Below are 25147 nucleotides of genomic sequence, written 5' to 3'. Positions count from 1 at the left end.
AATTCAATACCTTATGCAACCTAATCGAACGCTCTACGGAATGCCCGCATTTTGCCCAGGCATGCGCGAAAAGTCAAGTAAACCACGCGTTATTCGATGTAACCCAAACTTCGCAGATGCTGCACAACTTCCGGTGACAGCTTGATCGGGTCGCCAACTTCAGCGCGCAGTACTTGCTTGCTGTTGACCCAAATCGGCTCGCTCCAAACCAGAACATGGCCGGGCGGCAATTTGGTTTTCGGATTGCCCTCGACGGATTTGGAGAGGGTGAAATGGCCGCTCTCCGGATGCTTTTCGCAGGTACCCAGACAGATGCGCGCCGGGTCTTCACGTTTGTTGAAGGTAAGATGGAAGGTGACGTCGGCCGTTTCCGGGTCGGTCATGAAGGCAATGCCGTTGTCTCGATCGCGGATGTTGACGAAAGTGATTTCGTTGCCTTTCTTCTTCTCCCACGGAAATTCGCGCGTGATCAAACCGCCGCGCTCGTCGGTGCCGTAAATCGTATTGTCTTTGTATTGGTAGATGAAATCCCCGCCGGTGCGAATGCTGCCCTTGAGCGTCATCGCCTCGGTCGTCTTCGCCCAACGGACGTGCCAGGCGCGGCGTTGGATATACAGGCCTGTCGAAAACAGCTCGTTTTTGAGTTTCTTGGCCGCTTTGGGCTGCTTTTCGAACAGATCGGTCAACTCTTGCGGATCGGCGTTCAGATCGAAAAGCGACTCGCCGAATTGCCGGCCGTTGAGCATGAATTCGGGCGAGTACATGAACTTCTGATAATCGCGAATGATCGTGACGCGGTCCGGCCCCTGGCGCGTGGTCTCGGAAAGCAGCGACCGCCCCAGCGTCGTTTTCTGCTTGCTGATAATCGGCAGCAACGATTCGCCGGAGATGTTTTCCATTGGCGCTAAGCCGAGAATATCGAGCATCGTCGGCGCGAGGTCGATCAAGCTCGCCGGCTCCTGGATCACGGCGCCGCTGGGCAAGCCCGTCGGGTAGTACCAGATCATCGGTACGGCGAGTTGTTCTTGAAACAGAGTGAAGCCGTGTTCCATCAGGCCGTGTTCCATGAACTCTTCGCCGTGATCGGAAACCAAAATGATGATCGTGTTCTGGTCGATGCGGTTTTCCTGCAACGACTTGAACAGCACTTCGAGCTGCTTGTCCACGAACTCGATTTCCCCGTCGTACAGGGCCGAAAGCGCCCGCAGCTTTTGCTTCGCGGATTCCTGCGGCCAGGTGTGCACGACTTCCATCACATCGGCCGTCGTGCCGGAAACGCGTACGTTCACGTCGGTCGGGTAGTGCTTCTTGGCGATGTCGATGGGCGGCTGGTAGGGCGTGTGCGGGTCAAAAAGATGCAGGAAAGCGAAGAACGACTTGTTCTTGTTGCGGCCGATCCAGCGAACCGCCTTGGCGACCATTTCGTCGGCCTTGGCGTCGGGCTTGATGTAGAAATCCTCGAAGCCGCGGCCGAAACCGTATTCCTCGCCGAGGTAGTAATGGCTGACGAAGGCGGCAGTTTTGAAGCCCGCGTCGCGGAGCCGCTCGGTGATCATCACCGCTTGCTTGTCGATGTTGATCTTGTCGTCGATCGCCCGGTGTTCGGTCGGGTACAGCGAAGTAAACATCGAAGCGTGGCTCGGAAGTGTCCAAGGGGAGGGCGCCCACGTGTTGGCGAAGCGAACGCCGCGCTCGGCCCAAAAGTCCATCATGCCGGTGATGCCGCCGGTGCCGCCGTAGCAGCCGAGGCGATCGGCGCGCAAGGTGTCGATGCTGATCAGGATGACATTGGGATACGCGGGTTTTTTTGCGCACCCCGCATATGTGGCGGCTATTACCAGCAACAACGCGAGCGAAAAAACGATCAATCGAGCACTACGCATGCGGCTCCATTCCGTCGGCTAGTTCCACACCGAAACGGACTTTTATCATACGAAAGATATCCTCCCCGTCCAACAGAACCATATTCCCTTTTTCGTCCAAGTCCAGAACGTAGACGCCGCTGACGCTGCGTATCTGGTCGGCGACCAGTCGCGGCTCCGCTTCGGCAACGCCGTAGACCAAATCTTTGTACGTGCAAGGATTGCGGGCGAAGCTCGTGGGGTAGTTGAGTAGGCGGCGTTTCCGATCGTAAAGGGATTTGGTGGCCGCGGTTTGCGTCGGTCCGAGGCACTTGAGCACGAAGAGCCGGTCCTGCAGGTCGGGGTTCATGATTTTGATGCCGGTATCGATCGCCACGTCGACGTCGGCCAGGCAGGTGTAGATAAGCGTGGATGTCATGTCGATATCTTCGGCCGCAATCGCCGCGTCGATCTTTTCCATGTTGGCGACCAGGTCGGCTTTGTCGCGGTACCATTTGTGGTTGAGCACGTAGTTATTTAGACCCAGCGCGAGGATCACCAATCCCAAGAACAAGCCGGCGAAAACCCGCCGCAACGCATGGCTGCGCGGATCGTACAGGGACACCAGGCAAATCAGCATCCCGATGTTCGGCAAGAAGAAAAAGCGCGGCGTCATATAGCCCATCACCGCTTTGTATTTGAATATCAGAACCAGCGGCATGGCGGTAACCAGCGTGACGAGCACCCCGAAGAAGAATAATTTATTCCGGGAATAGAAATTAGGCCGGGCCATCAGGAAGGCCATCAGAATGATGACGACCGCCAACACGAAGGGATTTTTCACCAACCAAACGTACTCGCCGAAACGCTGCCAGATGAACACGAAATACCCAAGAGTGAACGGCTCTTTGATTTCCCCCACATAGCCGCCGAGGCTTTTGATCAGCGCATAGCGCCAAACCATGAACCCGGCCGCCGCCGTAAAAAAGGGCGTGGACCAGCTTAACAGACGCTTGACCAAGCGACCGTTGAAGCTCGCGGGGGCGCGGTGCAGGAACATGAAACCGGCGGCCAGCACCATCACGATCGGCAGGGTGATCGTGATCTCCTTGCAGAAAAACGCCACCAACGCGAAAAACAACGAAAGGCCGTAATCGCCGCGATGCCGGTACCGCACGTAGCGCAAAAACAGCAGCAACGAGGCGAGGAAAAACATCGTACCGATCAGGTCGAAGCGGTTGGACAACCACTGCACGCCCACGCCGGTTACCGGCCCGATCGCGAACAGCAACGTCGCCAAGCCACTCTGCGTATTCGAACCGGTCAGATTGCGTATCACGGCAAAAAGAAGCACGGCAGAAATCAGCAGATACACAATGTTCATCACGTAGAAACCGGCGGCGTTGCTTCCAAACAGGGCGTAATCCATCGCCCAAAAAATGGTGATCGCCGGGCGGAAAAACGCGCCCATAAACACGTCGGTGACGAAGGGTACAAAGGGGCTTTCCAACTGCCGTATCAGGTGCAAATGCAGGTAATCGTCGAGGAAAAACTCGGCCTTGGGCAGGTCTTTGTAAACGCCCAACACCGCCAACAACACGAAACCCAGCCACGCCGCCACAGGCCAACGCTGAGATGTCTTTTTCGCTGTCGTGGCGCGTATTTGCTGCGTCATTCAAACCCCTGTCAAATGCCGCGAAAGGATACCGGTCGGACTTCGGAGCGTCAAGCGCGGGCGTGGCTTTGTTTGCGAAAAACGACGATGCCCACACGTTCTGCGCCCGAAACAGGAGAGGCGCTCGAAGGAACACGGTTTGTGCCTACGGAACGATAGTGTATGATGGCCATGCGCGATCTACCAACGGAGTAATCCATGAAGGCCAAAAGAGGCGTTACCATGGAAAACGAAGCTCAACGAGGATTTTCATTAATCGAACTGGTGATCGTCGTGGGCGTGCTGGCGATTCTCGTCTCGATCGCCGCGCCGACGGTTTTGCCGAAACGAAAGGCCGGTTACGACACGGTAGCCGCCAATGCGGGCCGTGTCGCTCAAACGGCCATGGAAGTGTACGGCCAAACGGGGCCCGGCTATCCGCACAGTCTTGAAGAACTACTCCGCTACGCGCCGAGCCTCGACGACAACCCCGAAATAACTTTCCGCTTCGGTCGATGCAATGCTTGGGGTTACACCTACACGACGCAGCACGCGCGGTCGGACAACACCTTCGTGTTCAAGGCTGATTACTACGATCCATGAGACTTGTTAGTGAGGCAAGTCGTCGTAACCTACTAAATGTAAATGATTATTTTTACCAATAACACCGGCAAAAGGGCGTTGAACCTCGCCAAGAATTTTGCGATAAGTTAACCAGCGGTTAAATCAACCAGTAAAAATTCTTCAACAAGACTTAAGAAAAAGGATGCGTGAAATGCAATCAACTATGGAAGCGTTGGCGAAATCAGCCACAATTAATGCAGTGCGAATCTTTGAATCCGCCACCCGCAAGGTGCCCGATGCCCTGTTTTTCGCCGCCATGGACCAAATCATGGACTGGGGCGGGATGGAGTTCCCCGAAGGGCGGAAATTCGTTTTACAGAGCCTGCACAACCTGCGCGAACAATGGGATCGCTTCCACCCCAACGTGCGAAAGCGCTTCGTTGAGAATCTCTTCGGGCACATCATGGTGTTGGCGGAACCGAAAAGGCGTTTTCTGCGCCAGTATCTGGGAGTGGAAAAGACGCCGAAGGAAATGGTGATCAGCCCGACCATGCGCTGCAACCTGAAGTGCAAAGGATGTTACTCGGCGCACTACGGCAAAAACGACGTGATCGACACCGCCAAGTTCGACAGCATCCTGCAAGAAGCCAAGGACATCGGTATCCATTTTATCGTCGTCTCGGGCGGCGAACCCTTCATGCGCGACGACCTGCTGGATATGTTCGCCAAGCACTCCGACCAACTTTTCCTGGTCTACACCAACGGCACGATCATCTACCGCGACAAACTGGCCGAACGCCTGGCCGAACTGGGCAACGTGATGCCGTGCCTCAGCGTCGAGGGCTTCTCCAAAGAAACCGATTACCGCCGCGGCAAGGGCGTGTTCGACAAGATCATCGGCGCGATGTGCCAACTGCGCGAGGCGGGCGTGATGTTCGGCTTTTCCGCCACGCCGATGCGGCACAACAATGAAATCCTCGTGTCTGACGAGTTCATCGAGTTCTATCAGAATCTCGGTTGCTTCTTCGGATGGTACTTCTCGTACATGCCGGTCGGCCGCAATCCCGACCTGTCGCTGATGCCCACGCCGGAACAGCGAAAACACCGCCTGTACCGCATTCGGGAAATTCGCGACAAGTACAATATCCTCGCCGCCGACTTCTGGTGCGACGGCCCGCTGGTCGGCGGTTGCATGTCGGCCGGGCGAAATTATTTCCACATCAACGCGCAAGGGGGTATCGAACCCTGCGTCTTCCACCAGTTCTCGGTGGACAATATCATGGACACGCCGCTGCTCGAGGCGCTGAACAGCCCCTACTTCCGCCACATTCGCGGGCAGTTGCACACCATCGACAACCGCTACACGCCGTGCCCGGTGATCGATAATCCCCATTTGCTGCGTGAGGCGGTCGCCATGTTCGGTTCGAAGCCTTCCCAGCATGGCGGCCGGAAGACCATCGAGGACCTCGCCGACGGCCTCGATAAATATTCCAAGGAAATCTACGAGCTCATGCAGCCTATTTGGGACGCTGAGAAGGATCACTTGCTGCGACCCAGCCCCCTTTCGAAACGCAAGTTGTTTAGGATCGGTCAACAAGCGTGGGAATTGACGCCGCTAGCCAAAATGATCGGCGGCAACGGCGCTTGAATCGCGTTGCCTACTTATTCGAGCCGTCCACCGACGTTTCCAGCAGCCCTAATGAAAAATGGAAGATCGAGTTGAAATTCGATCTCTTTGTCACATCTTTTAGGACTCCGCGCGGTGTGGTAGCCTCCGCCGAAGGGGACTACGCGCAGAAAGGACGATGCCGATGATTGCGCACGACGCTTCGATTCGGCTTGAAACAAAGGGCAATCTGGACATGCACGATCTCACCGATCGGGTCGCGGAGGTGGTGCGGGACGCCGGCGTCACGACCGGGTTGGCGACCGTATTCGTGCCCGGGTCCACCGGCGGATTGACGACGATCGAATTCGAGTCCGGTGCCCTTCGAGACCTGGCGGAGGCCGTGGAACGGCTGGTTCCGGAGAACATCGCCTACGCTCACAACGCGCGGTGGGGCGACGGTAACGGGCACAGCCACGTCCGAGCCGCGTTATTGCGACCCGACCTGACTATCCCGATCCAAAAGGGGCGCTTGACGCTGGGGACGTGGCAACAGATTCTATTCATAGATTGTGATAACCGGGCCCGGCGGCGCGAAATCGTCGTGACCGTCGTGGGTCAATAAGCGAGGGGTGCCATTTGGCGCACGACGAAACGACCAACCAGAACGATACTCCCGCCATCTTCTTCCCCGACGCCGAGGCCATTCGGCAGTTGGTGGGGCAGGGCGATGAGAATCTACGCGCGGTGGAAAACGCCCTGGGCGTTAAGCTCTCGGTGCGCGGCGATCGCATCTTCGTGCGCGGGCCGCGCGAGCATTTTCCGCTGATCAAGCAATTGTTCGAGGAACTCTACGGGCTGGTCTCCGAGGGCTTTCCCGTGTACGCGACCGACGTCGAGCACGCCTTGGACATCTTGCGTTCCGGGCAGGGCGTCAAGCTGCGCGATGTCTTCCTGGATACCGTCTTCATTTCGCAAAAGAAGCGAACCATCACGCCCAAGTCGATTCACCAAAAGCAGTACATCGACGCGATCCGCGCCCACGATATTGTGTTCGGCATCGGCCCCGCCGGTACCGGCAAGACGTACCTGGCCATGGCGATGGCGGTCAGCCATCTGGTCAAGGGCGAGGTGGACCGCATCATTCTCGTACGGCCCGCCGTGGAAGCCGGCGAGAAACTCGGCTTTCTGCCCGGCGACATCGTGGAGAAGGTCAATCCGTACTTGCGGCCCCTGTACGACGCCTTGAACGAGATGATGCCTTTCGAGAAGGTGCAGAGTCTGATCGAACGGCAAACCATTGAGGTCGCGCCGCTGGCGTTCATGCGCGGGCGGACGCTCAACGACAGCTTCGTGGTTCTCGACGAAGCCCAGAATTGCACGCCCGAACAAATGAAAATGTTCCTGACCCGCCTGGGCTTCCAGTCCAAGGCCGTGATCACCGGCGACGACACGCAGATCGATCTGCCTCCCGGGCAGGAATCCGGACTAGTGGTTATCCAAGACATTTTGGCCGGGATGGACGGCGTGATCTTCGTGCGATTCGACGACACCGACGTCGTGCGGCACCGCTTGGTGCAACAAATCATCCTTGCCTACGATCGCTACGAGCGGGAAAAACGAGAGCGAAAAGCGGAGAACGGATCGGCCAATGGCGGAAAGTAAGTTCCACATGCGACCGGTGGAGTGGATCTACGAGCTGACGCGTCGCGTTGGGCGCACGCGCGTGATCCGCGTACTGTTCTCCCATCCGGCCGTGCTGGCGCTGCTGGTGGCCGGTTTCCTCGCGCTGCTCATCACGCCGCGCCTGAGTATCTCGTTGAATCGATACCAGATCGGGCAACCCGCCGAGCATCCTATTAAGGCCGACCGCGATTTCGACGTGGAAGATGCCGAAAATACGGAGCGCCGGCGACGCGAAGCCGCCGCGGCGATCCAGCCCATCTTCGACCATGATGCGAACGCCGCGAATCGCAAGGAGAAGCGAGTCATCCAGGCGTTTGCCGAGATGCGGGCGTTCTACGGTTGGGCCGATAACGGCAAGCCCGTCGCCGAGGGCAAAGTCGCCAGCGCCAGTCTCGCCAACGAAGCGGCGATCCAAGAGCAACGGAAGATGTTCGGCCAAACGCTTGGCATCGCGCTCGATCCAAAGGTGTTCGACTACCTCGATAAAACCCAATATTCCAGCGAAATTGAAACCCACATCCGCAATCTGCTGAAATACGCGCTCACCCGGCTGGTGGTTCACGACAAAGCAATTCTGGAAGACCAAGTCCACGTACAGGCCAGCGAGAAGGCTATCACCCTGCGGGAACTGGCCGGCAAGCGCGAACGGGCCTACGGGAATTTCGCGCAGATTCTGGACCTGGCCACGCTGAAAAAACAGGTTGAGCAACGCGCCAGGAATCAAATCGACGGCGCGCGACGGCGGGAAGCCGCACTGACAATGGCGATTGCCATGCTCGAACCGACCTTGGATTTCAATCGCGCGGCGACCGAAGAACGTCGGGCCGAGGCGCGCGAAAAAGTCGGGCCGAGTATCATCCATTTCAAGCGCAACCAACTCATCGTCGCCGAAGGGCAGCCGATCGCCGAAGAACATATGCGCGTGCTCAAAGTGATGCAGGAGGGCTCGAATATCTTCGAGTTTCTCGCCTCACTCGCCGCGTTGACGATTGTTTTTCTCGCGCTGTTGATGACCCTGTTCAATTTCGCCCAGAACAATATTCGTAAATTCCGCATTTCGATGCGCGATTACGGATTCATGATCACCACCGGTGCACTGGCCGGTGTGATGATCTGGCTGGGGCGCAGCATCGCCGGACCGTTGGCCGATCAATACTGGTGGCTGAGCGAAGAAGCGGTTCTTTTCATGTTTCCCATCGCCGGTGTCTGCATGCTCGTGCGCTTCCTGCTCTACAGCGAAGCGGCGCTCGTGTGGCTGGCGTTTGTAGCCCTGGTTGCGGGTTTCTCCACCGACGGCAGTGTCGGTTACGCCGCCTTTGTGATGGCGGGTTCCATCGTCGGCGCCCACAGCGTGGGCCGGGCCGACAACAGCCGGCGGGTCGTGGGCGCCAGCTTGAATGTTGCGCTGATCAACGTGGCGATGGCGGCGGCTTTGCTCGTGTTCAGGGAACCGAGCGAGGTCTTGTCCGTCTCGGCGATGTCGACGATCGGCGGGGCGTTCTTCGGCGGCCTGGTAAGCGGCTCGTTCCTGTTGGCGGCGTTGCATCCCTTTGAGTCGGTGTTCGGCTTTAAAAGCAACATTCGGCTGATGGAACTGGCGAATCTCAACCATCCGCTGCTCGGCCGTCTCTTGGTCGAATCGCCGGGCACGTATCACCATTGCCTGATGGTTTCCGCTCTGGCCGAGAAGGGCGCCGAGGCCATTGACGCCAATCCGCTGCTGGCCAAGGTGGCCGGCCTCTACCACGACATCGGCAAGATCAACAAACCCCGCTACTTCATCGAAAACCAGATCACCGACGAAAACCCCCACGACGACTTGCCGCCCACGATGTCGGCGCTGATCCTGATCAACCACGTCCGCGAAGGGCTGGACCTGGCCAAACGGTACAAGCTCGGCCGCCTCGTGGAGCAGGTCATCTCCGAGCACCACGGGCGCTCTCGCATCAACTATTTCTACAACCGCGCCAAGCAGCAGGAAGTTAACGGCCGCGATCGGGTCAACGAGGAAGACTTCCGCTACCGCGGCCCGCGTCCGCAATCGAAGGAGTCGGCTCTGGTGATGCTGGCCGATGTCGTCGAGGCCGCCACGCGATCGCTGAAGAATCCGACGCCGACGCGCCTGGAGCAGATGGTCAACGAACTGGTCAGCGACGTGCACAACGACGGCCAATTAGACGAATGCGAGATGACCCTGCGCGACCTGCACCGGGTGGCGCTGCAATTCACGACGATTTTGACCGGACGGTACCATGGACGAATCGCCTATCCCGAAAAAGAACACCCGCGACGCGGGAAGGTCGTCAATATCCCTTCTGTCGCAAGCGGCGCCGGCGAAGAGCCTGAAGCTTAGCGCTTTGGTCGACCTGACCGCCGCGGCATGCGCGCGCCTCGGGCGGGAAGGGCAGGCGGTCGAGATCACTTTGGTCGACGACGAGGAGAGCCGGCGGATCAATCGCGATTTTCTCGGGCGCGACCGGCCGACGAACGTGATTTCGTTTCTTTCGGACGAACCGGACGAATTGGGCCAGTTGGTCGTCAACGTCGACGAGGCCGAACGCCGCCAAACCGAAACGGGATATGGACTTTCGTACTTAATCGGGTACTATATTCTACACGGCCTGTTGCATCTGGCCGGATACGATCACGAGCGCGTTGATGCGACGCAAGCAGCGGTTATGACGGCCAAGGAAGAGGAGCTTCGCGGCTTGCTGGATCCGCTCACGCAGGATGAGGATGGGTAATGACCGAGAATGATGACGTTCCCCGAAGTCCGTTTCAACGCTTTATCTCTTTTCTAAAAGGTGAGACCGACCACGACCGTTTTACCGAAGAGGCCATAGAGGACCTCGAACAAAACGGGCACATCGATCACGACGAAAGCGAAATGATGCAGGGCATCCTGTATCTGGACAAAACTACCGCCCGCGAAGTGATGGTCCCCCGAACCGAAATGGTCTGTGTCGACCGCGAAAACACCATCGACGAAATTGTTGAACGGGCTCTCACCAGCGGTCACAGCCGCCTACCGGTGATCAGCGGCGATGTGGACAACGTCGTGGGCTTTATCCACGCCAAGGATTTGTTCCGCTATTGGGGTAAGCCCGAAGGATTCCGCCTCGAGGAAATCTTGCGCCGTTCCTATACCGTGCCCGAGTCGATCAAACTCGACGACCTCCTGCAGGAATTTCAAGCGCGCCGCGAGCAGATCGCGTTGGTCATCGACGAGTTCGGCGGCACCAGTGGGTTGGTGTCGATCGAGGACATTCTGGAGGAAATCGTCGGGGAGATTCAGGACGAATACGACACGGAAGACCCCAAAGCGATATTCGCCGACGAGAACACGCTTGTGGTGCCCGGCCGCTTCGAAATGGACAACCTCGTCGAGCACTTCGGCCTGGAGGAAGAACCCGAGGGCGAGTTCAACACCGTCGGCGGCTGGATCTTCCACCGGCTCGGCCGTGTGCCGGTTACCAACGACGCGTTCGACATCGACGGCTTTCATATCACCATCGAAGTCGCCTCGGAACGGCACATTCGCCGCGCCCGCATTGAACGGATCGCGCCCGTCGACGACGAGGACTAACCCCGCAAATACGCGGTCACCCTGGACAACGCTCCGCGTCCGCCGCACAATGATGCCGCGTTACGGCGCGACGTAGCCGTGCGTTGGAAACCGTTGATTTGCGTCTGATGCGGAGCGCGTTTATGGGCGAAACAACTCGTTGGATGATGGCATCGCGCCGGGCCCAGGGACCTATCGGCTGATGTCGAGACTTGTCCTGGGTTTCAACGCTCACATTCACGACACCGCCGCAGCGATTCTGGTTGACGGCCGCCTCGCGGCGTTCGCGGAAGAAGAACGCTTCCGGCGGCAAAAACACACCACCGCCTTCCCCGAACATGCTATCGCCTGGTGTCTGCGCGAGGTCGGCGCGACGATTAACGATCTGACCGGCGTCGGCTTTTACTGGAAACCCTGGCTCGGCCTCGGCCGTCGCATCGGGCAGACGCTGGCCGGCCTGCCGGGGACGCTGCGTAACGTGCGCCGTATGCAGGCGGGCAACTTGGGGCGGATGTTCACCGTCCGGCGCGACTTCGAGCGGCGATACGGATACCGGGGCATGTTCGCGCACGTCAATCACTACCTTGCTCACGCCTACCACGCGGCTTTCGAAAGCGGTTTCGACCGCTCGCTCGTACTCATCGCCGACGGCAACGGTGAAATTGCCACGACGCTGGCCGCCTTGCACGAGGGCGAGACGATCACGCCGCTGCGCTGGACGTACTATCCGCATAGCCTCGGCCTTTTGTGGTGTACCGCCACCGAGTTTCTCGGCTACCGGCAAAACAGCGACGAGGGCAAGGTCATGGGCCTGGCCCCCTACGGTGACGACGCCTTGGTGCCCGCCATGCGGCAAGTCGTGCGGCACCAACGCGGTCGCGTCAGGCTGGATATGGGTTTCTTCGATTACCACCTGGCGCGAGAGCGCTGGTTCTCCGACCGGTGGGTGCGCGTCTTCGGCCCGCCGCGCGCGGCCGATGAACCGCTGAACGACCGCCACCGCGCCGTAGCCCGCGCCGTGCAGGAAGTCACCGAGGAAATCCTGCTTGAGATGCTCGACGAACTTCTCGGGGCGCGGCGCCTGCGACACCTGGCCATGGCGGGCGGCGTGGCGCTCAACTGCGTCGCCAACGGCCGCATCGCCGCTTCCGGTCTCGTCGACGACCTCTACATTCCTCCCGCCGCTTACGACGCCGGGGCCGCCGTCGGCGCGGCCATGTGGCTGGACCGCGAATTGCTCGGAGCCCGCGGGGGCGACGTGCGCCCCGGTCCGTTTACCGGGCCGGGGTTCGACGACGCGGCGTACGAGCGAGCCCTATGCGAAGCCGGATTGTCGTATCGCCGCGTGGCGAATATCGAGACCGTTGCGGCCCAGCGCTTGGCGGCGGGGAAGATCGTCGGTTGGTTCCAGGGGCGGATGGAGAGCGGCCCTCGCGCTTTGGGTCATCGCAGTATTTTGGCCGACCCCCGCGACCCGTCGATGAAGGATCATCTTAACAGCCGCGTCAAACACCGCGAGCCGTATCGCCCCTTCGGGCCCAGTGTGTTGGCCGAGCGAGCTGCCGAGATTTTCGAAACCGACGGACGGCTTTCGCCCTTCATGTTGACGGCGGTCATGGTACAGCCGACCTGGCGCGAGCGAATTCCGGCCGTGGTCCATGTGGACGGCAGCAGCCGCCTCCAAACCGTCGACGCCGGCGCCCAACCGCGATATCATCGCCTCATTGCTGAATTCGATCGGCTCACGGGCGTACCGGTTTTACTCAACACGAGTTTCAACGTCATGGGCGAGCCGATTGTCTGCACGCCGCGGGACGCTATCGCCTGTTTTCGCGGCACAGGAATCGATGTGTTGGTGCTGGGTGATTTTCTCGTCGACAAGGAGGCAAAGTGAACCGCGCCCGCAAGCTGTTGTTCGCGTGCCTGCCGCTTCTGTTGCTCGTGCTGTTTGCCGAGATCGTCTTGCGCGTTCTGGGCTATCGCTACGACTCGTACTTTCAGCAGGCGTTTTGGTGGACCCGCTTGTCGGCCCAGCCGATTTACCAACGCGATCCACATCTGTTTTGGCGGCTGCGACCGCATGCGAATTCCGATCTCAATCCGGAAGTGCGCGACACGCAAAGCATCAACAGCCGCGGTTTCCGCGATGATGAATTCGACAAGAAAAAGCCTGCCGGAGAATTGCGCATCATCACCTTGGGCGATTCATGCACCTTCGGCGACGGCGTGGCGAACTGGGAGTCGTACGCCAATGTCCTTGAGGAACTGATCGCCAAGGCCGACCCGAGCCGACCTGTGCAGGTGATCAACGCGGGCGTGCCCGGCTATACGTCGTACCAAGTGCGCCGCTATCTGACTGGCGAGTTGCTCGCCTACGAGCCGGACGCCGTAATCGTCTACGTCGGTTTCAACGACAACGTGCCGGCCACCAACGGTGTGACCGACGCCCAACGAAGCGTCGTCGACGGCACCGCGTATGCTTTTCAGGAGGTGCTGGGCAAGCTGCGAACGTATCAGCTATCCAAGTATTTCCTGCTACGCATCAAAAACAGCCTGTTGCCGGACGTGCACCCCGAAGCAAGCAACCCGGACGGCGTTCAACATCACATATTCCGCGTGCCGGAAGACGAATTCATGGAGAATTTAAGAGCGATCAAAGCATTGGGCGAGCGCGAGGGATTCCGCACCATCGTCGTGACCCTGCCGCACAAATTCGACGCCGAACCGGAAAGGAATAGGCTCATTCGACGCGCTGTCGAAGCCGGCGATATTCCGGTCGTCGACCTCTTTCCGATCATGAAGGTACACCAAGAGGGGGGCGAGTCGCTCTACGGCTCGGACGGGGGACATCCCAATACGCTGGGCCATCGGCGTATCGCCGAAGCGCTCTTGGACAAACTCGTGGCGATGGCGGTGGTTAGAAGCAATCCTTGAAGCGAATGTAGAAACTGGAATTCAAGGTCTCCGGGCTAGGTTCAGCGCACACGTCGGTGACGCCGATCGAGAATTCATGAAGATCGCAGGTCAGCGATTCCAGTTTCTGAGCCGGAATCTCATAGCCGTAGCCTTGCGCCAGCCCGAGATCGAGATCTTCCTTGATGAAGCGCCAGAACGACTTGCCCCGGCACGATTGTTTTTCGGTTAGCTGGATGCGTTCCACCGGCGCGAAGTTGTCGGCATCGAGCGACCAGAAAATGCGGCCGTCGTCGAGGTTGCAATCCTGGTCGCCAATCTCAAACCACACGACGATGCGGTCGAACTTGGAAACGAAGACCGTGCTATCGGGATTCGGCGGCTCTTCGATCATCCAACCTTCGTTGTCGTCGTGGTGATCCACGACCATTACGAGATTGCGGATCTGGGGCGCACGGTTGCCTTCACATTCCGCGACTTCTTCCACGATCACCGGTTCGGTGCATGCTCCAGCCGTCAATACGACGACCGCCAGGACCGCCAGCCACACAAAGCGAAATTTTCCCGTCATGATTGCATCCACGTTTTACGCTGAACGAAAAGTTAATTAAGTATCGGTTATCGACGCGCTTGCCGTCAATCCGCTTTCTCCGCTTCGGGAACCTGCACCAATTCAAAGAGTTGATCGACGCGGGATACCACCGCCACGAACGCGACCCGATCGGCGGCGACCAGTTTGATCTCTTCCTTGCCGTGTAACTCGTAAACAGAAGCCGGCTGCGGATCGTCGCCCTCTTGCGGTTTGAACACGCGGTACAACAGCGCCGGTCCCCGCGTCTTGCCCGTAGCGCCGACCGTGGCGAAGGCGTTGCCGCTGCCGATGATCGCGCCGTCGCTCGTCCCCTCGCCCAGGGTATCCAAGTGGCAAAACCACGCCGTGTATCCGCTGTCGAGATAGCGCGCTTCGACGCAACGGCCCAGATTCGCCATATCCCAGTTGCGTCGTATCACCCGTGCCGGGTAGGGCATGCTGACCTGTGTTCCGGTCGGCACGGAAAACCGCATTCCCTTCGTGCCTAAGTTGGCGATGCCCGCCTCGGCCAGGGCGGTGGCGCCCAGCGGCGGCCGCTTCAATTGTTGCGCGATATTGACGCCCTCCGGGTCGAAATACGGCGACGGCGTGCCCTTGGCCTGCGGGAAGTAAATGAAACGCAGTTCTTTCTCGAGGCGTTTACTCCGGTACCAGAATCCGTAAATCGGCGCCCGCTCGGTCTTGGCGTCGGGATTGAAAACGATCTTCGCCTGGTCGCCACTTCGTAAATCGCGACGCGGGTTCAAACGCCACCGCATGGCGTCGGCCAATCGGCGCGCCAGCGTCCCGGCCGTGTCTTGGTATTGATCGGGCAGGGCTCTCTTGATCGAGGCCGTCAACGAACCCTCGATGCGAAACGCCAAAACGTGCAGCTTGTCGTGCTGCACATAGGAGGGCGGTCCCAAGGGCGTGGGCTCCGGCGTCGGTTCCGGCGTCGCAACCGGCGTAGGGGCGGCGTCTTCGACCGGGGTGTCGGCGATGGGCGTGAGGGCGGGCGGCGTGTCGTCGTCCTCGTTATCGGAGAACAGAAAATAGGCGCTCAGCACGACCAGACCCAACGCCAGCGCGATGATGATAATGCTTCGTGTGAAATGGTCCGGTCGGCCGGACGACGGGCGGTAATCGTCGAAATCAGCCATGAGATTCTCCGCTGGGCGTTAGTCGAATGCGCAGCAACCGGCAACCGTGGGCCGCGACGCGACCGAGGCTTACCAAGCCGTCCTGATGCAACACGGGGTGACCGTGCCAGACTTCCATCAGTTCCTCGACGCGCGCCAGCTCGACCAGGTCGAGGAAATCTTTGAGGTCGACCACCAAATTCGTGTCTTGGTTCCCGTAGTTGATCACCAGCAGCAGGTAGCCGTCTTCGGTAGCCGCCAGCATGCGCGTGGGGAACTCGCCGCTCTCGGCGTCTAACACCCGCATCGTTTCGCAGCGCTGCGCCAACGCCGTCTTTACCAGTCCCAGGCGGTTGACCGCGTATTCGGTCATGTCGTCGCTAAGCAAGAACATGCCGCCGGAAATCGTCGCGAGCGAGGCGAAGGTGCGGATCTCAGGCAGCGTGAGTTTGTTCTTTTTGTCGCGCGCCAGCAGGCAGTCGGGATCGTTAAGCCACCACCGCCGATGCAGAAAATGCCGGTGGATCGTGTTGCGCACCGCGTGCACCGTCGAAAGGCAATGGTGATCGCGCAGTAGCGGGCGCATCGGGTTGGACCAACGCGGCGTGACGTCGGGACCGATCCGCATGATGTCGACGATCCCCGCCGCCGGGCCGAGCGGGCAGCCACAACCCAGCAGCGTGGCGTCTTCGCCGATGCCGCGGCGAATTGCTTCCAGACCGAGCCGCAACGCGGCGGCGCGGCTGCGCGTGTCGTCGTGGCGAACGCCGGGTAAGGCGGTGGAATAGAGAAAGTCGATCTTGAAAAAGCTCCAGCCCATCCGGCGCAAGGCGGCGAAGGTTTCGGTCAGCCAGGCCTGCACCTCGGGGTGCGAGGCGTCGAGGGCCCACAAGCCGCGCCACAGGTTCCACAGCGGGTTGTAGACGCCGCGAATCGGTTTGCCCTTGTCGTTGCGCAACAGCCAGTCGGGATGCTCGGTGGCCAGGCGGCTTTTCGGGTCCACCAGGAAGGGCGCCGTCCAAATTCCGGGCGTGAAACCGGCTTCGGCGATGCGGGCCGCGAGCGGGGCGAGCCCGTCGGGAAACTTGTCGTTGGTTTCCAGCCAATCGCCGATGGCCCGCTCGTAGCCGTCGTCGAGTTGGAACACATCCATCGGGATTTGATCGCGCAACTGCACGAGCTGATCCAGGTTCGCCAGCAGCGCGTCCTGCGTCACCTTCGTGTAGTAGTGGTACCAACTGCACCAACCGATCGGCGAGCGCTTCGGTACCCGCGCGTTCATCGCCCGGCCGCTTTGGCGCGCCCAAGCGTCGAGCAGGTTCTCCTCCCGCGTGCCGATGCGCAGCCACAACGGGTCGGCCTCGAGCGTCTCGCCGTTGTCGACGCGCACGCCGTCGAACGAGGCGCGGGCGGCGAATCGACGTACCTCGCCTTTCTTCGAATCGATGCTCACCCGCACGTCGCCGAACGCGTCGCGACAGGTGAGGAAACCGGCGACGATCGATTGGCCGCTGCTCGTGTTGACCAACGCCATGACCTGTTCGCTGGTGAACTCGCCTCGCTTGCCCGGACTCGGATTGGCGACGTTTTCCTCCATCTCCGACAGGAAGTTGAAGCGCGGCCGTCGATCGCGTTCGGACGCGCGGTAGGTGCGCGTGGCCGACCAGCTTTGCCAGCCGTTTCGCAAGATGCTCCACTCGGCGGGCGAATGACCGATCTGGACCGCGCCGCCCCAATCGCTGCGCACCAGCAGCGGCTCGATGGACAGGACGAACACCGGCGCGGGCATGTTGCTGAACAGTCGGGCGTAGATCAGCAGTGGCGAGTCGGCCAGGCTCGGATCCTGGAATTGGTATTCCACTTCCAACGTGAGCTGACCACGTCGCCGGCGATGGCTCCAGTGGTACGAAGCCAGGATGCGGTCTTCTTCCTGGACGATTTCGTCGGGCGTGGGACGCGTCAGGTAATATTCGTCAGCCCCGAAGCGGAAGCGGCAGGCGGCGGTCAGCGAAACCAGATGAACAAACGACAGCCGCGGCGCGCTGATCTTGCGAACGCCGTCGTTCTCGCTGGCGATGAGTTCCATTTTTGGGGTGCGCAGTTCCAAAGCAGCCTCCGGGATGACCTCTTGTAAACTCCACCTTAGCTCCATGTCAAGAATTGCGCCGTCAATAATTGTCGAATATATTTGAACAATCCAAACAGAACACGGAAAGGGGCAGGATGCCGAAGTTCAAAGCCGGGGCCGCGCAGATCGACATCACGCCGCGCGAGTTGGGTCTGCGGATGGGAGGCCACGCCGTCAACCGGCGTTCCGTGGGGGTACACGACCCCCTGTTCGGCCATGCGTTGGCGATGCAATGCGGGAACGGCCCGCCCTTCGTGATCGTCAGCCTCGACCTCATCGGCTTGATGCACGGCTTCGTGGAGGAGATCCGCTGCCGCGTGCCGCGCGTCGATCCCGACCGCCTTTGGATTTGCACGACCCACAGCCACGACAGCCCCGACACCATCGGCTTCTGGGGGCCGATGGTCGCCGAGGTTCCGCTCGGCAGCGGCCTGAACATGAAGTACATGGAATTCCTCTTCCAGCGCGCAGTGGAACTCATCAATTCAGCGTTGGACGACCTGCGCCCGGCCCGGCTGCGTGCCGCGAGCGTGCAGGCCCCGCGGCAAGGCTGGACGCGCAACGTCCGGCAGGAAAGCCTCAAAGACGACACCATCGAAATCCTGCAAGTCACCGGCGTTGACCGCAGCGTCATTGCCACGATGTACCACTACGCCTGCCACCCGGAATTCATGGGCCACAGCCACCGCCGGCTCAGTGCCGGATGGCCCGGCTTCACCAACCGGCTGCTGCGCGACCGCTACGGCGGTGTGGCGTTCCTGCTGCAAAATGCGTTGGGCGGCATGGTGACCGGCGCGGTCTCGCGCGACGACGGCGCTTTCGACCCGCAGCAAGGGCAACCCTTTACGCCGCGTCTCGGGCGTTGGGTCGGGGAGGCAATCGCCGGCGCGCTGGCCGACGCAAAACCGGTAAGGGTCGACGCCATTCGCGTCGCCCGCCGCGTCTTTGATGCCGAGGTCGCCAATTGGCGCTTTCAACTGGCCGGGCGCATGGGCGTTTTCCCGCGTTGGATGTTGGACCGCAAGCGCAATACCGTGCGTACTGAAATCGCCCTGGCGCGCTTGGGAGGCCTCGCGCTGGTCACCCTGCCGGGCGAGGCGCTGCCGGAGGTCGGTTTCGCCTTCAAGGAAAAACTTCGCGCCCACCATCCATGGACGATCAGCCTGGGCAACGACGAGTTGGGTTATCTGCTCTCCACGTCCGCATGGAACGACCCCCGTTACGAATATGAACGCTCGATGTCGATCGGGCCGGATATCGTGCCGGAGCTCGAGCGGCACTTCGACGCGCTGGCGCAGGAAGTTGGGTAGCGACATGCGGCAGTCATGGAAAGTGTATCTTCCCTTTGCGATTACGGGCTTGCTGCTGGGCCTGCTGCTGTTTCTATACGGCGATCGACGACTACTCGCGGCCTTCACCGGCATTCGGCTCGCTCCGCTGGCGCTGGGCGTCTTCTTCACCTTGCTTACGTTGCTGATCGGCGGCACCGACCGCTGGCGGCGCATCGTGCGCATGAGCGGCACGGACCTTTCGTGGAACGACGCCTGGCGAATGCGGTTGGGCGGTGCGCCGCTGAAGATGGTCACGCCGCTGCGGGTCAGCGAATTGCTGCGCGCGCCGTACCTCGTGCAGCGCTACGGCATTCCGACGGCGACGGCGCTGGGCGTCGTGGCGTTCGAAAAGGCGGTGATCGTCCTGGGCGTGGCCCCCGCGTTGGCGGTGCGCGTGGCCGTTTACGGCGAAGTCGCCTCGCTCTACGTGTTCGTACTGACCGCCGTGATCGTTACCTTGTTTGCCACGAGCGACGGCCGGCAAATTGTGCTGCGTTCAACCCGGCAACTCGCCCCGGCGCAACTACCGCGCGTCGAGCAACTGCTTACGGCCTTTTCGGCAGCGGGATTCGGCGGCACGCTCAAGTGGGTCGGATATTCCACCGTGCTGACCGTTACCGAGGCGGCGGCCTTGGCGTTTTGTCTGCAGGCTGTCGGCGTGGAATTGCCGGTCATCGAGTGGCTTACGGTGCTGCCCGCCGTTTTGCTGGTGGCGATGGTTTCGTTCACCGTGGGCGGCCTCGGGGCGCGGGAAGCGGCGCTGGTGTTGCTGTTTCCGGCGCTCGACCCTCATTCGCTGATGGCCGGCGCGATGGTCTTTTTCGTGGTCGCAAAAGTGGGCGTGTCGGCACTGGGCCTGTTCTGGCTGCCTTCGTACTTGCGCGGGATGGCGAAAACCGACTAGAGGCGACGCAGCGCGAAGTCCCCGATATCCGAGTACAGCTTGAAGACCTTGCCTAAAATCGGCTTGCCGGTGCGGCGGCGGTATCGCTGCGTGAAATTGACGAGCGCGTGGAAGATGTGCAGCCCGTAGTAAATGGGCGACGTTTTAATGCGCCGCGTATAGCGGCTTAAAAACGCGTTGTCGAAGCGGCCGACCGCGAGGGCTTCGCACACCGTACGGGCCGCCATCTGGGCGCTGAGCATGCCGATATAAATGCCGCCGCCGGTCAGCGGATTGACGAAACCCGCCGCGTCGCCCACCACGAGTATGCCCGCGCCGTGAAATCGCTCGGCCACGTGGGAGGGAATCAGGCCGGCGGTCTTGCGCACCGGCTTCAGGCCTTTGAGATCGGGGCGACTGTCGATGAAACCTTGAAGCCACTGGCGGGCGTTGCGGCCGATGTGCCGCGCCGGGCCGCCGAAGCCCACGTTGAGCGTATCGGTGGTCGGAAACACCCAGTAATAGCCGTGCGAGAGCTTGCGTTCGTCGAAGATGAACTCGAAGGCGTCGTAAGGATTATCGGGATAGGAAAGTTCCCAAGCCAGTGCGACGATGGGATCGCGCGTGGCGTCAACGCCCACGCCGCATTGGGTGCGCGCCAAGGTACGCACGCCGTCGGCGAAGATAACAACGTGCGCCGTGGCTTCCCAATTCGTCTTCGTTTCGCGGTCGAGAATCGTCAGCACTTTGTGGAAGGGGTCGTAGGCGACGGCGTTTTGGCGCACGCGCAATTCGGCGCCCGCTTGCACGGCGCGGTCGGCCAGGAAGCGATCGAACTCGGTGCGCTTGATGCTCATGTAAATCGGCGAGGGCGCTTGGTATGTTTTTTCCCGAAATCCCAAATCGAGCCGCACCGCGTTGATCTTTTTGTGGATGAGCGAATCGGGTAGGTCGAACTTAGGCTGCAGAAACTGGCCCAGGCCGCCGCCGCAGGAGTTATTTTCGCCGGGGTAGGCGTCGCGCTCCAGCAGCAGCACGCGGTACCCGGCTTTCGCCGTTTCGAAAGCGGCGGTGCTGCCGGTCGGACCGGCGCCGACCACGATGACGTCGTATTGCGAAATACTCATAGTAGTCTCCCTAACGCAGCGCCAACCATTTGCTCGCGGCCAGCGCTAGGCCGGCCAGTACGAACAAGGTCCGATAAACGACTTGGTACGTGCGATCGTATCCCTTCCACTCGCCGCGCGTGGCCCGCACGTGAAGCGCCAAGTGCGGCACATAGATAAGCAAATATGGCCCCGCATAACGCCACGGAATGACGTCGTGCCAGGCCAGAATCAGCAGATAGAAAAAAGCCAACGTGAACACCGCAAACGCAATCGAGAACATGCGCCGCGGGCCGTACACAACCGCGTTGGTCTGCAAGCCCGCGACTTGGTCCGGCTCGTAATCCTTGACTTCGTGATTCAGGTGACCGGCTGAAAACACCAGCGAAAAGTACGCACCGATCAACACGCCCTCGGCGTCGATGGGGCGCGCGGCGGCGTAGCCGAGCAGAAACTGGAGCACGCCGCCCACGAAGTGTACCAGCGTGCCGAAAATTGGGCGGCTCTTGGCGTAGATGCGCGGGTGGGAATAGAAGGTCCAGTTGGCCACGATCAACAGCCACGGCAGCAGGCAGTTCGGGAACCAAAAATAATACAGCAGCCCGGAAAGGAACGCGCCGCCCAGCGACAACATCACGAGTTCGCGCGGCGAGACTTCGCCGGTGACCGCCGGGTTCATGTTGAGGCGGGCGTTGATGCGGTCGTGTTCCAGCCCGCCGAAGGAATTGAGGCAATACACGTACATGACCAGCGGATAGGTCGCGATGAAAAACTTGACGATCAACAACCCGATCCCGGACCAGGCCTGCAAGGCGATGAAGGTGCCGATCAGCGGGAAGCCGATCATCAGGCACGACTCAATCGGCCGTGTGGCTTGCAGGTATTGCCAGAGTTTTCTCATCATCGCGAGTCGGGGAAGTTATCCGGTAACGACAAGATCGGGTACTCCTCGAGCTTGATCGCCTCGGGCGTACCGCCGGTGGTCCACGAAACAACGTAGGCCGGCATGTCGGGGTGGTGCTTTTTCAGAAACGCGACGTTCCGCTCTTTGCCGTAGTTCACATAGTACAAACGTTCGTCGCCGAGCCGGCGATCCGTGAACGGCCGCCCGACGGCCCAGCTATCCTGGAAGTTTTCGTCCGTTGTATTCTTCAAATAGTAGTTCGTGAAGATGACGGCCTTCTCGGGCACACCGTATTGCGTCAGCGTGCGCTCTAATTCCCCGACGTTATCCGAAACCGTCGCCAGGGCGCGCGCGTTGAATTGGTGGAAGGTGAAAAACGCGGTCAGGCACGAGAACACGACGAAGAGCGTCACACGGCGCTGAGCCGCGTGTCGCGGCATCCAGGACAGCAGCAAGCGGGGCGCCGCGGCGATACCGCGCACCGAAAGCAAGATCAATATCGGCGCAAGTTCGCAGTAAAGCACCGGCCCGGTATCCGAAACTCCCGGCCAGAAGTAGAAGAAATAGACCAGGAAGGAAAGCGCGAAGGCAGCAAAGCCGAGGTGTTCCACGACCCGCTTGTCGCGGCGCAAAGCCCAGGCCACCACGAAAATCAGGCCGAGCGGCCAGCCGAACAGCCACCAATTGAGCCGCAGCAGGTTGTTGACCGCCGACCAGAACCCTTGCTCCGGCGTATGCACCATGTGCCACGCGCCCTTGCCGAAACCGAAGGGGTGCTTGAAGGGCGTTTTCCCTTCGCCCCATGCCGCGTGGTAATTGGTCTTCAGTATCTCGCCGTTGATTTGGTAGTTGAAATAGAAAGTGATCGCCAGCGCCGCGCCGACCAGAACCGCGAGAATGACAATTTTCAACCAATGCCGCCGGGCGTGCCGGAACAACGCGAACGCCAACGCGATACCCGCGGGGCCGCCCACCATAAGGGCGGTGGTCGAACGGGTTTGGAAGGCCAGCAGAAACGTTAGACCCGCGCCGACCGCCGGCCACCAGGCGTCTTCCTTCCACGTTCGATAGGCGAAATAGAAGAACCAGATCAAGAAGCACATGGTCGAGGTGTGACTCAGCAGGGTGGCCGAGGTGGCCAGGAACATGGGGCTGATCGTCAGCAACGCCGTGGCCGCCAGGCCGGTTTTCGGGCCGTAGATCTTCGCGCCCAATAAATACATGCCCAACACCGAAAGCATCGCAAAGAGGATCGGCATCAGGTGCCGGTAGTGCAGGTAGTAACCCGGCAGCAGCGCGAGGCTGTGGCCGACCGGGTATTGGCCGAAAATTTTGCCGTTGTTGACCATGAAGATGTTGTCTTCGAATATCCGCTCGCGCAGCGGTTCCTCGTCGGGCAGGCTCGGCAGCGTCAGTTGCCCGCTACTGAGAATGCGCGTCTGAAACCAGTAGACGCGTTCGTCGTCGGTGATCGGCCTGTTCTTGGTAACCCATTGCACCGTGCCGAAAACGAGAAACCCGGTCAGCGCGATCATCAGGCCAACGTAGAGACGCCGACGCTGTATTGGTTTCAGCCATGCGGAGACGCGCGCCAGCGGTTCGCGGAAGACGTCTTCCAAACCGATGACCAGGAAAAGCACGAAAGGAAACATAGCCAGCAGGCCGAGGTAGAAAATCTTTTCTCCCTCACTGAACAGCAGCACCATGTTGGTGCCGTCTTCGGTCCAGCCGAAATCCCGCATGTTGGCAAAGCCGCCGCTGAGGATGGAAAGCATGCCGAAACCAATGCCCAACAGCAGGCACCATTGCAGCCAGAACCAACGCGTCAATTGGCGCGGCGCCGCTTCCTCGAAGGGCGCAAAGTCGAAGGTCGGATCGCCGATCGGCGTATCCTTCTCCGGGTGGTTCACAGTGGTGTCTTGGTCAGTTGTCATCTTGGTTCCGTTGGTCACGTACGCACGCACGTTTCCTCATGTCACGAGTGCGATTCGAAGCGACAAATTAGCCGATGCAGCAGTATAGCGTCAAATGACAACTGCTCGGCAAAATACTCGAAAACGGCCGGATTGGAGGAAACCTTTGTCGATTGCCGAGGTCTAAATAGAAAATGGAGGGAAGATGACCCCAACAATGACCCACGAGACAACGCAGTTCCCGGAAAGCGGTTGCTTCGGCGACGGCTCTACGGCCGAGCGAGCGGCGTCTTCGGGGCAGGGTCGCGTGGACACACAGGTTTTGAACCCCCGTGGCCGCGCTCGGGTCCAAAAAGCAGAACGATGGTTTTGCCGGTTGGCCGCTTCGGCTTGCTCTCCCTCGAGCCATGAAGCGGTTGACCATCCCTCCTCCCCGCAGAGCCAGCCAATGTTATGGGCGATTGTTTCCCGGGGTTGCACCGCTGCCCGGCGGTGCGGCCCCCTTGTACCCCAACTGACTGCGACAAGGTTGCCAAGTAGTCCACGGCGGCGCGAAGCGCCGGCCGTGCAGCGGATGAGGATCTCCTCATGTTCCGCCGCGTTCGTTTTCGTCCCCCGGCGAATATTAAGGTGCGGCGGAGTAACCAACCTCATCTAAAGCTCCTCTCATGGGCGGAAGCGTAGACTTCCGCCCCTCTTTTTACTTCTCCGCCAAACTTGACATGCTGCGTCAGAAGTGAGAATGCTTAGTGCAATTCAATCGAGGGGTAACTGATGGCTGAAGCGCGAATCATCAAACGGTATCAAAACCGGAAACTCTATGATACCGAGGCTTCGGCCTATGTGACTCTCGACGACATCGCCCGGATGATTAAGCAGGGCGTCGATGTGAAGGTCATCGACAATAAAACAAAAAACGATCTTACGAGCCTCACGCTCACGCAAATCATTTTCGAAGAGGAAAAAAAGCATAAGAGCATTCTGCCGCTCTCGACCCTGCGGCGCATCATCGCCAGCGGTGGCGAGTCGATCAGCGAATTTGTCGACCGCCACATCGTGCCCGGCCTCAACAGCGTCACCCACGCCCGGCGCGAGATGGAACGCTACATCAATCGCCTCGTGAAGAAGGGGAAAATGGACCCCGAGGAAGGCCGCAGCATCCTGCAGGATCTGGTGAGCGGCGGCCAAAAGGGAATCGAAGACGTCTATTCGCGGTTCGACTCCCGGGTGGGGGAGATTCTCGAACTACTGCGCACCATCGCCATGCTCAGCAAGGACCTGGCGCAGTTGGAAGAGCGCGTCGAGGAACTCGAAGACCGAATCGAAGCCGACCAGTAGCGTTC

Annotated in this window: 20 protein-coding genes; 12 read left to right on the top strand and 8 right to left on the bottom strand. The window is 60.0% G+C overall.

The genetic code is table 11. From position 1 onward, the window contains the following. Positions 1–89 precede the first annotated feature (89 nt). Positions 90–1883 (bottom strand): sulfatase, encoded by a 1794-nt coding sequence (locus P9L99_01050; protein MDP8221919.1) that lies wholly within the window; start codon positions 1881–1883, stop codon positions 90–92. Continuing rightward, on the bottom strand, positions 1876–3516 hold the full coding sequence (locus tag P9L99_01045) for a glycosyltransferase family 39 protein (GenBank protein ID MDP8221918.1): 1641 nt from the start codon (positions 3514–3516) through the stop codon (positions 1876–1878). The genes P9L99_01050 and P9L99_01045 overlap by 8 nt, the downstream gene beginning before the upstream one ends. Before the next feature lie 198 nt (positions 3517–3714). Here P9L99_01045 and P9L99_01040 point away from each other — a divergent pair, with 198 nt between their 5' ends. From P9L99_01040 to P9L99_01000, 9 genes are all read left to right on the top strand, one after another. After that, a complete protein-coding gene (locus P9L99_01040) occupies positions 3715–4098 on the top strand; it encodes a type II secretion system protein (protein MDP8221917.1) in 384 nt (127 codons plus the stop codon). Positions 4099–4270: 172 nt separating this feature from the next. Beyond that, positions 4271–5707 carry a radical SAM protein gene (locus P9L99_01035; GenBank protein ID MDP8221916.1) on the top strand — a complete coding sequence of 479 codons (1437 nt, stop codon included), beginning with the start codon at positions 4271–4273 and terminating at the stop codon, positions 5705–5707. A 163-nt stretch (positions 5708–5870) separates the two neighbouring features. Then, entirely contained in the window at positions 5871–6290 is a 420-nt protein-coding gene (locus P9L99_01030; protein ID MDP8221915.1) for a secondary thiamine-phosphate synthase enzyme YjbQ, read from the top strand. A 14-nt stretch (positions 6291–6304) separates the two neighbouring features. Then, positions 6305–7330 carry a PhoH family protein gene (locus tag P9L99_01025; protein ID MDP8221914.1) on the top strand — a complete coding sequence of 342 codons (1026 nt, stop codon included), beginning with the start codon at positions 6305–6307 and terminating at the stop codon, positions 7328–7330. Beyond that, positions 7317–9704, top strand: coding sequence for an HDIG domain-containing protein (locus P9L99_01020; protein ID MDP8221913.1), 2388 nt, complete (start codon positions 7317–7319; stop codon positions 9702–9704). Before P9L99_01025 ends, P9L99_01020 begins: the two co-directional genes overlap by 14 nt. A gap of 4 nt (positions 9705–9708) precedes the next feature. Next, positions 9709–10095: an rRNA maturation RNase YbeY gene (gene ybeY, locus P9L99_01015; protein MDP8221912.1), complete on the top strand. Its 387-nt coding sequence runs from the start codon at positions 9709–9711 to the stop codon at positions 10093–10095. Then, on the top strand, positions 10095–10937 hold the full coding sequence (locus tag P9L99_01010; GenBank protein ID MDP8221911.1) for a hemolysin family protein: 843 nt from the start codon (positions 10095–10097) through the stop codon (positions 10935–10937). The genes ybeY and P9L99_01010 overlap by 1 nt, the downstream gene beginning before the upstream one ends. 181 nt (positions 10938–11118) lie before the next feature. Beyond that, positions 11119–12810, top strand: a complete 1692-nt coding sequence (locus P9L99_01005) for a carbamoyltransferase C-terminal domain-containing protein (GenBank protein ID MDP8221910.1) — start codon at positions 11119–11121, stop codon at positions 12808–12810. Continuing rightward, positions 12807–13850 carry an SGNH/GDSL hydrolase family protein gene (locus P9L99_01000; GenBank protein MDP8221909.1) on the top strand — a complete coding sequence of 348 codons (1044 nt, stop codon included), beginning with the start codon at positions 12807–12809 and terminating at the stop codon, positions 13848–13850. The genes P9L99_01005 and P9L99_01000 overlap by 4 nt, the downstream gene beginning before the upstream one ends. On the opposite strand, the gene P9L99_00995 is transcribed toward P9L99_01000, so the two are convergent. The 3 genes from P9L99_00995 to P9L99_00985 all read right to left on the bottom strand — a co-directional run bounded on the left by P9L99_00995 (position 13834) and on the right by P9L99_00985 (position 17646). Continuing rightward, positions 13834–14400 carry a hypothetical protein gene (locus tag P9L99_00995; GenBank protein MDP8221908.1) on the bottom strand — a complete coding sequence of 189 codons (567 nt, stop codon included), beginning with the start codon at positions 14398–14400 and terminating at the stop codon, positions 13834–13836. The genes P9L99_01000 and P9L99_00995 overlap by 17 nt on opposite strands. 65 nt (positions 14401–14465) lie before the next feature. Continuing rightward, entirely contained in the window at positions 14466–15560 is a 1095-nt protein-coding gene (locus P9L99_00990; protein ID MDP8221907.1) for a M23 family metallopeptidase, read from the bottom strand. Then, positions 15553–17646, bottom strand: a complete 2094-nt coding sequence (locus P9L99_00985) for an alpha-galactosidase (protein ID MDP8221906.1) — start codon at positions 17644–17646, stop codon at positions 15553–15555. The genes P9L99_00990 and P9L99_00985 overlap by 8 nt, the downstream gene beginning before the upstream one ends. 116 nt (positions 17647–17762) lie before the next feature. Here P9L99_00985 and P9L99_00980 point away from each other — a divergent pair, with 116 nt between their 5' ends. Both P9L99_00980 and P9L99_00975 read left to right on the top strand, forming a co-directional pair. Continuing rightward, on the top strand, positions 17763–18977 hold the full coding sequence (locus P9L99_00980) for a hypothetical protein (GenBank protein ID MDP8221905.1): 1215 nt from the start codon (positions 17763–17765) through the stop codon (positions 18975–18977). 4 nt (positions 18978–18981) lie between these two features. Next, positions 18982–19902, top strand: coding sequence for a lysylphosphatidylglycerol synthase transmembrane domain-containing protein (locus P9L99_00975; protein ID MDP8221904.1), 921 nt, complete (start codon positions 18982–18984; stop codon positions 19900–19902). On the opposite strand, the gene P9L99_00970 is transcribed toward P9L99_00975, so the two are convergent. The 3 genes from P9L99_00970 to P9L99_00960 are packed head-to-tail and all read right to left on the bottom strand — an operon-like array spanning position 19899 to position 23825. Continuing rightward, a complete protein-coding gene (locus P9L99_00970) occupies positions 19899–21008 on the bottom strand; it encodes an NAD(P)/FAD-dependent oxidoreductase (GenBank protein ID MDP8221903.1) in 1110 nt (369 codons plus the stop codon). The genes P9L99_00975 and P9L99_00970 overlap by 4 nt on opposite strands. A gap of 10 nt (positions 21009–21018) precedes the next feature. Continuing rightward, positions 21019–21888 (bottom strand): UbiA prenyltransferase family protein, encoded by an 870-nt coding sequence (locus P9L99_00965; GenBank protein MDP8221902.1) that lies wholly within the window; start codon positions 21886–21888, stop codon positions 21019–21021. Then, the gene (locus tag P9L99_00960) at positions 21888–23825 is read right to left on the bottom strand and encodes a glycosyltransferase family 39 protein (protein MDP8221901.1); all 1938 of its coding nucleotides are present in this window, start codon (positions 23823–23825) and stop codon (positions 21888–21890) included. Before P9L99_00960 ends, P9L99_00965 begins: the two co-directional genes overlap by 1 nt. A 753-nt stretch (positions 23826–24578) precedes the next feature. Between P9L99_00960 and P9L99_00955 the strand changes: the two genes are divergently transcribed. After that, on the top strand, positions 24579–25142 hold the full coding sequence (locus tag P9L99_00955) for a polyhydroxyalkanoate synthesis regulator DNA-binding domain-containing protein (GenBank protein ID MDP8221900.1): 564 nt from the start codon (positions 24579–24581) through the stop codon (positions 25140–25142). Positions 25143–25147 lie beyond the last annotated feature (5 nt).

The organism is Candidatus Lernaella stagnicola (genome assembly GCA_030765525.1).
Taxonomy (GTDB): Bacteria; Lernaellota; Lernaellaia; order Lernaellales; family Lernaellaceae; genus Lernaella; species Lernaella stagnicola.
Note: the sequence above shows the minus strand (reverse complement) of the source record. Positions and strands in the feature narration are given on the sequence as shown.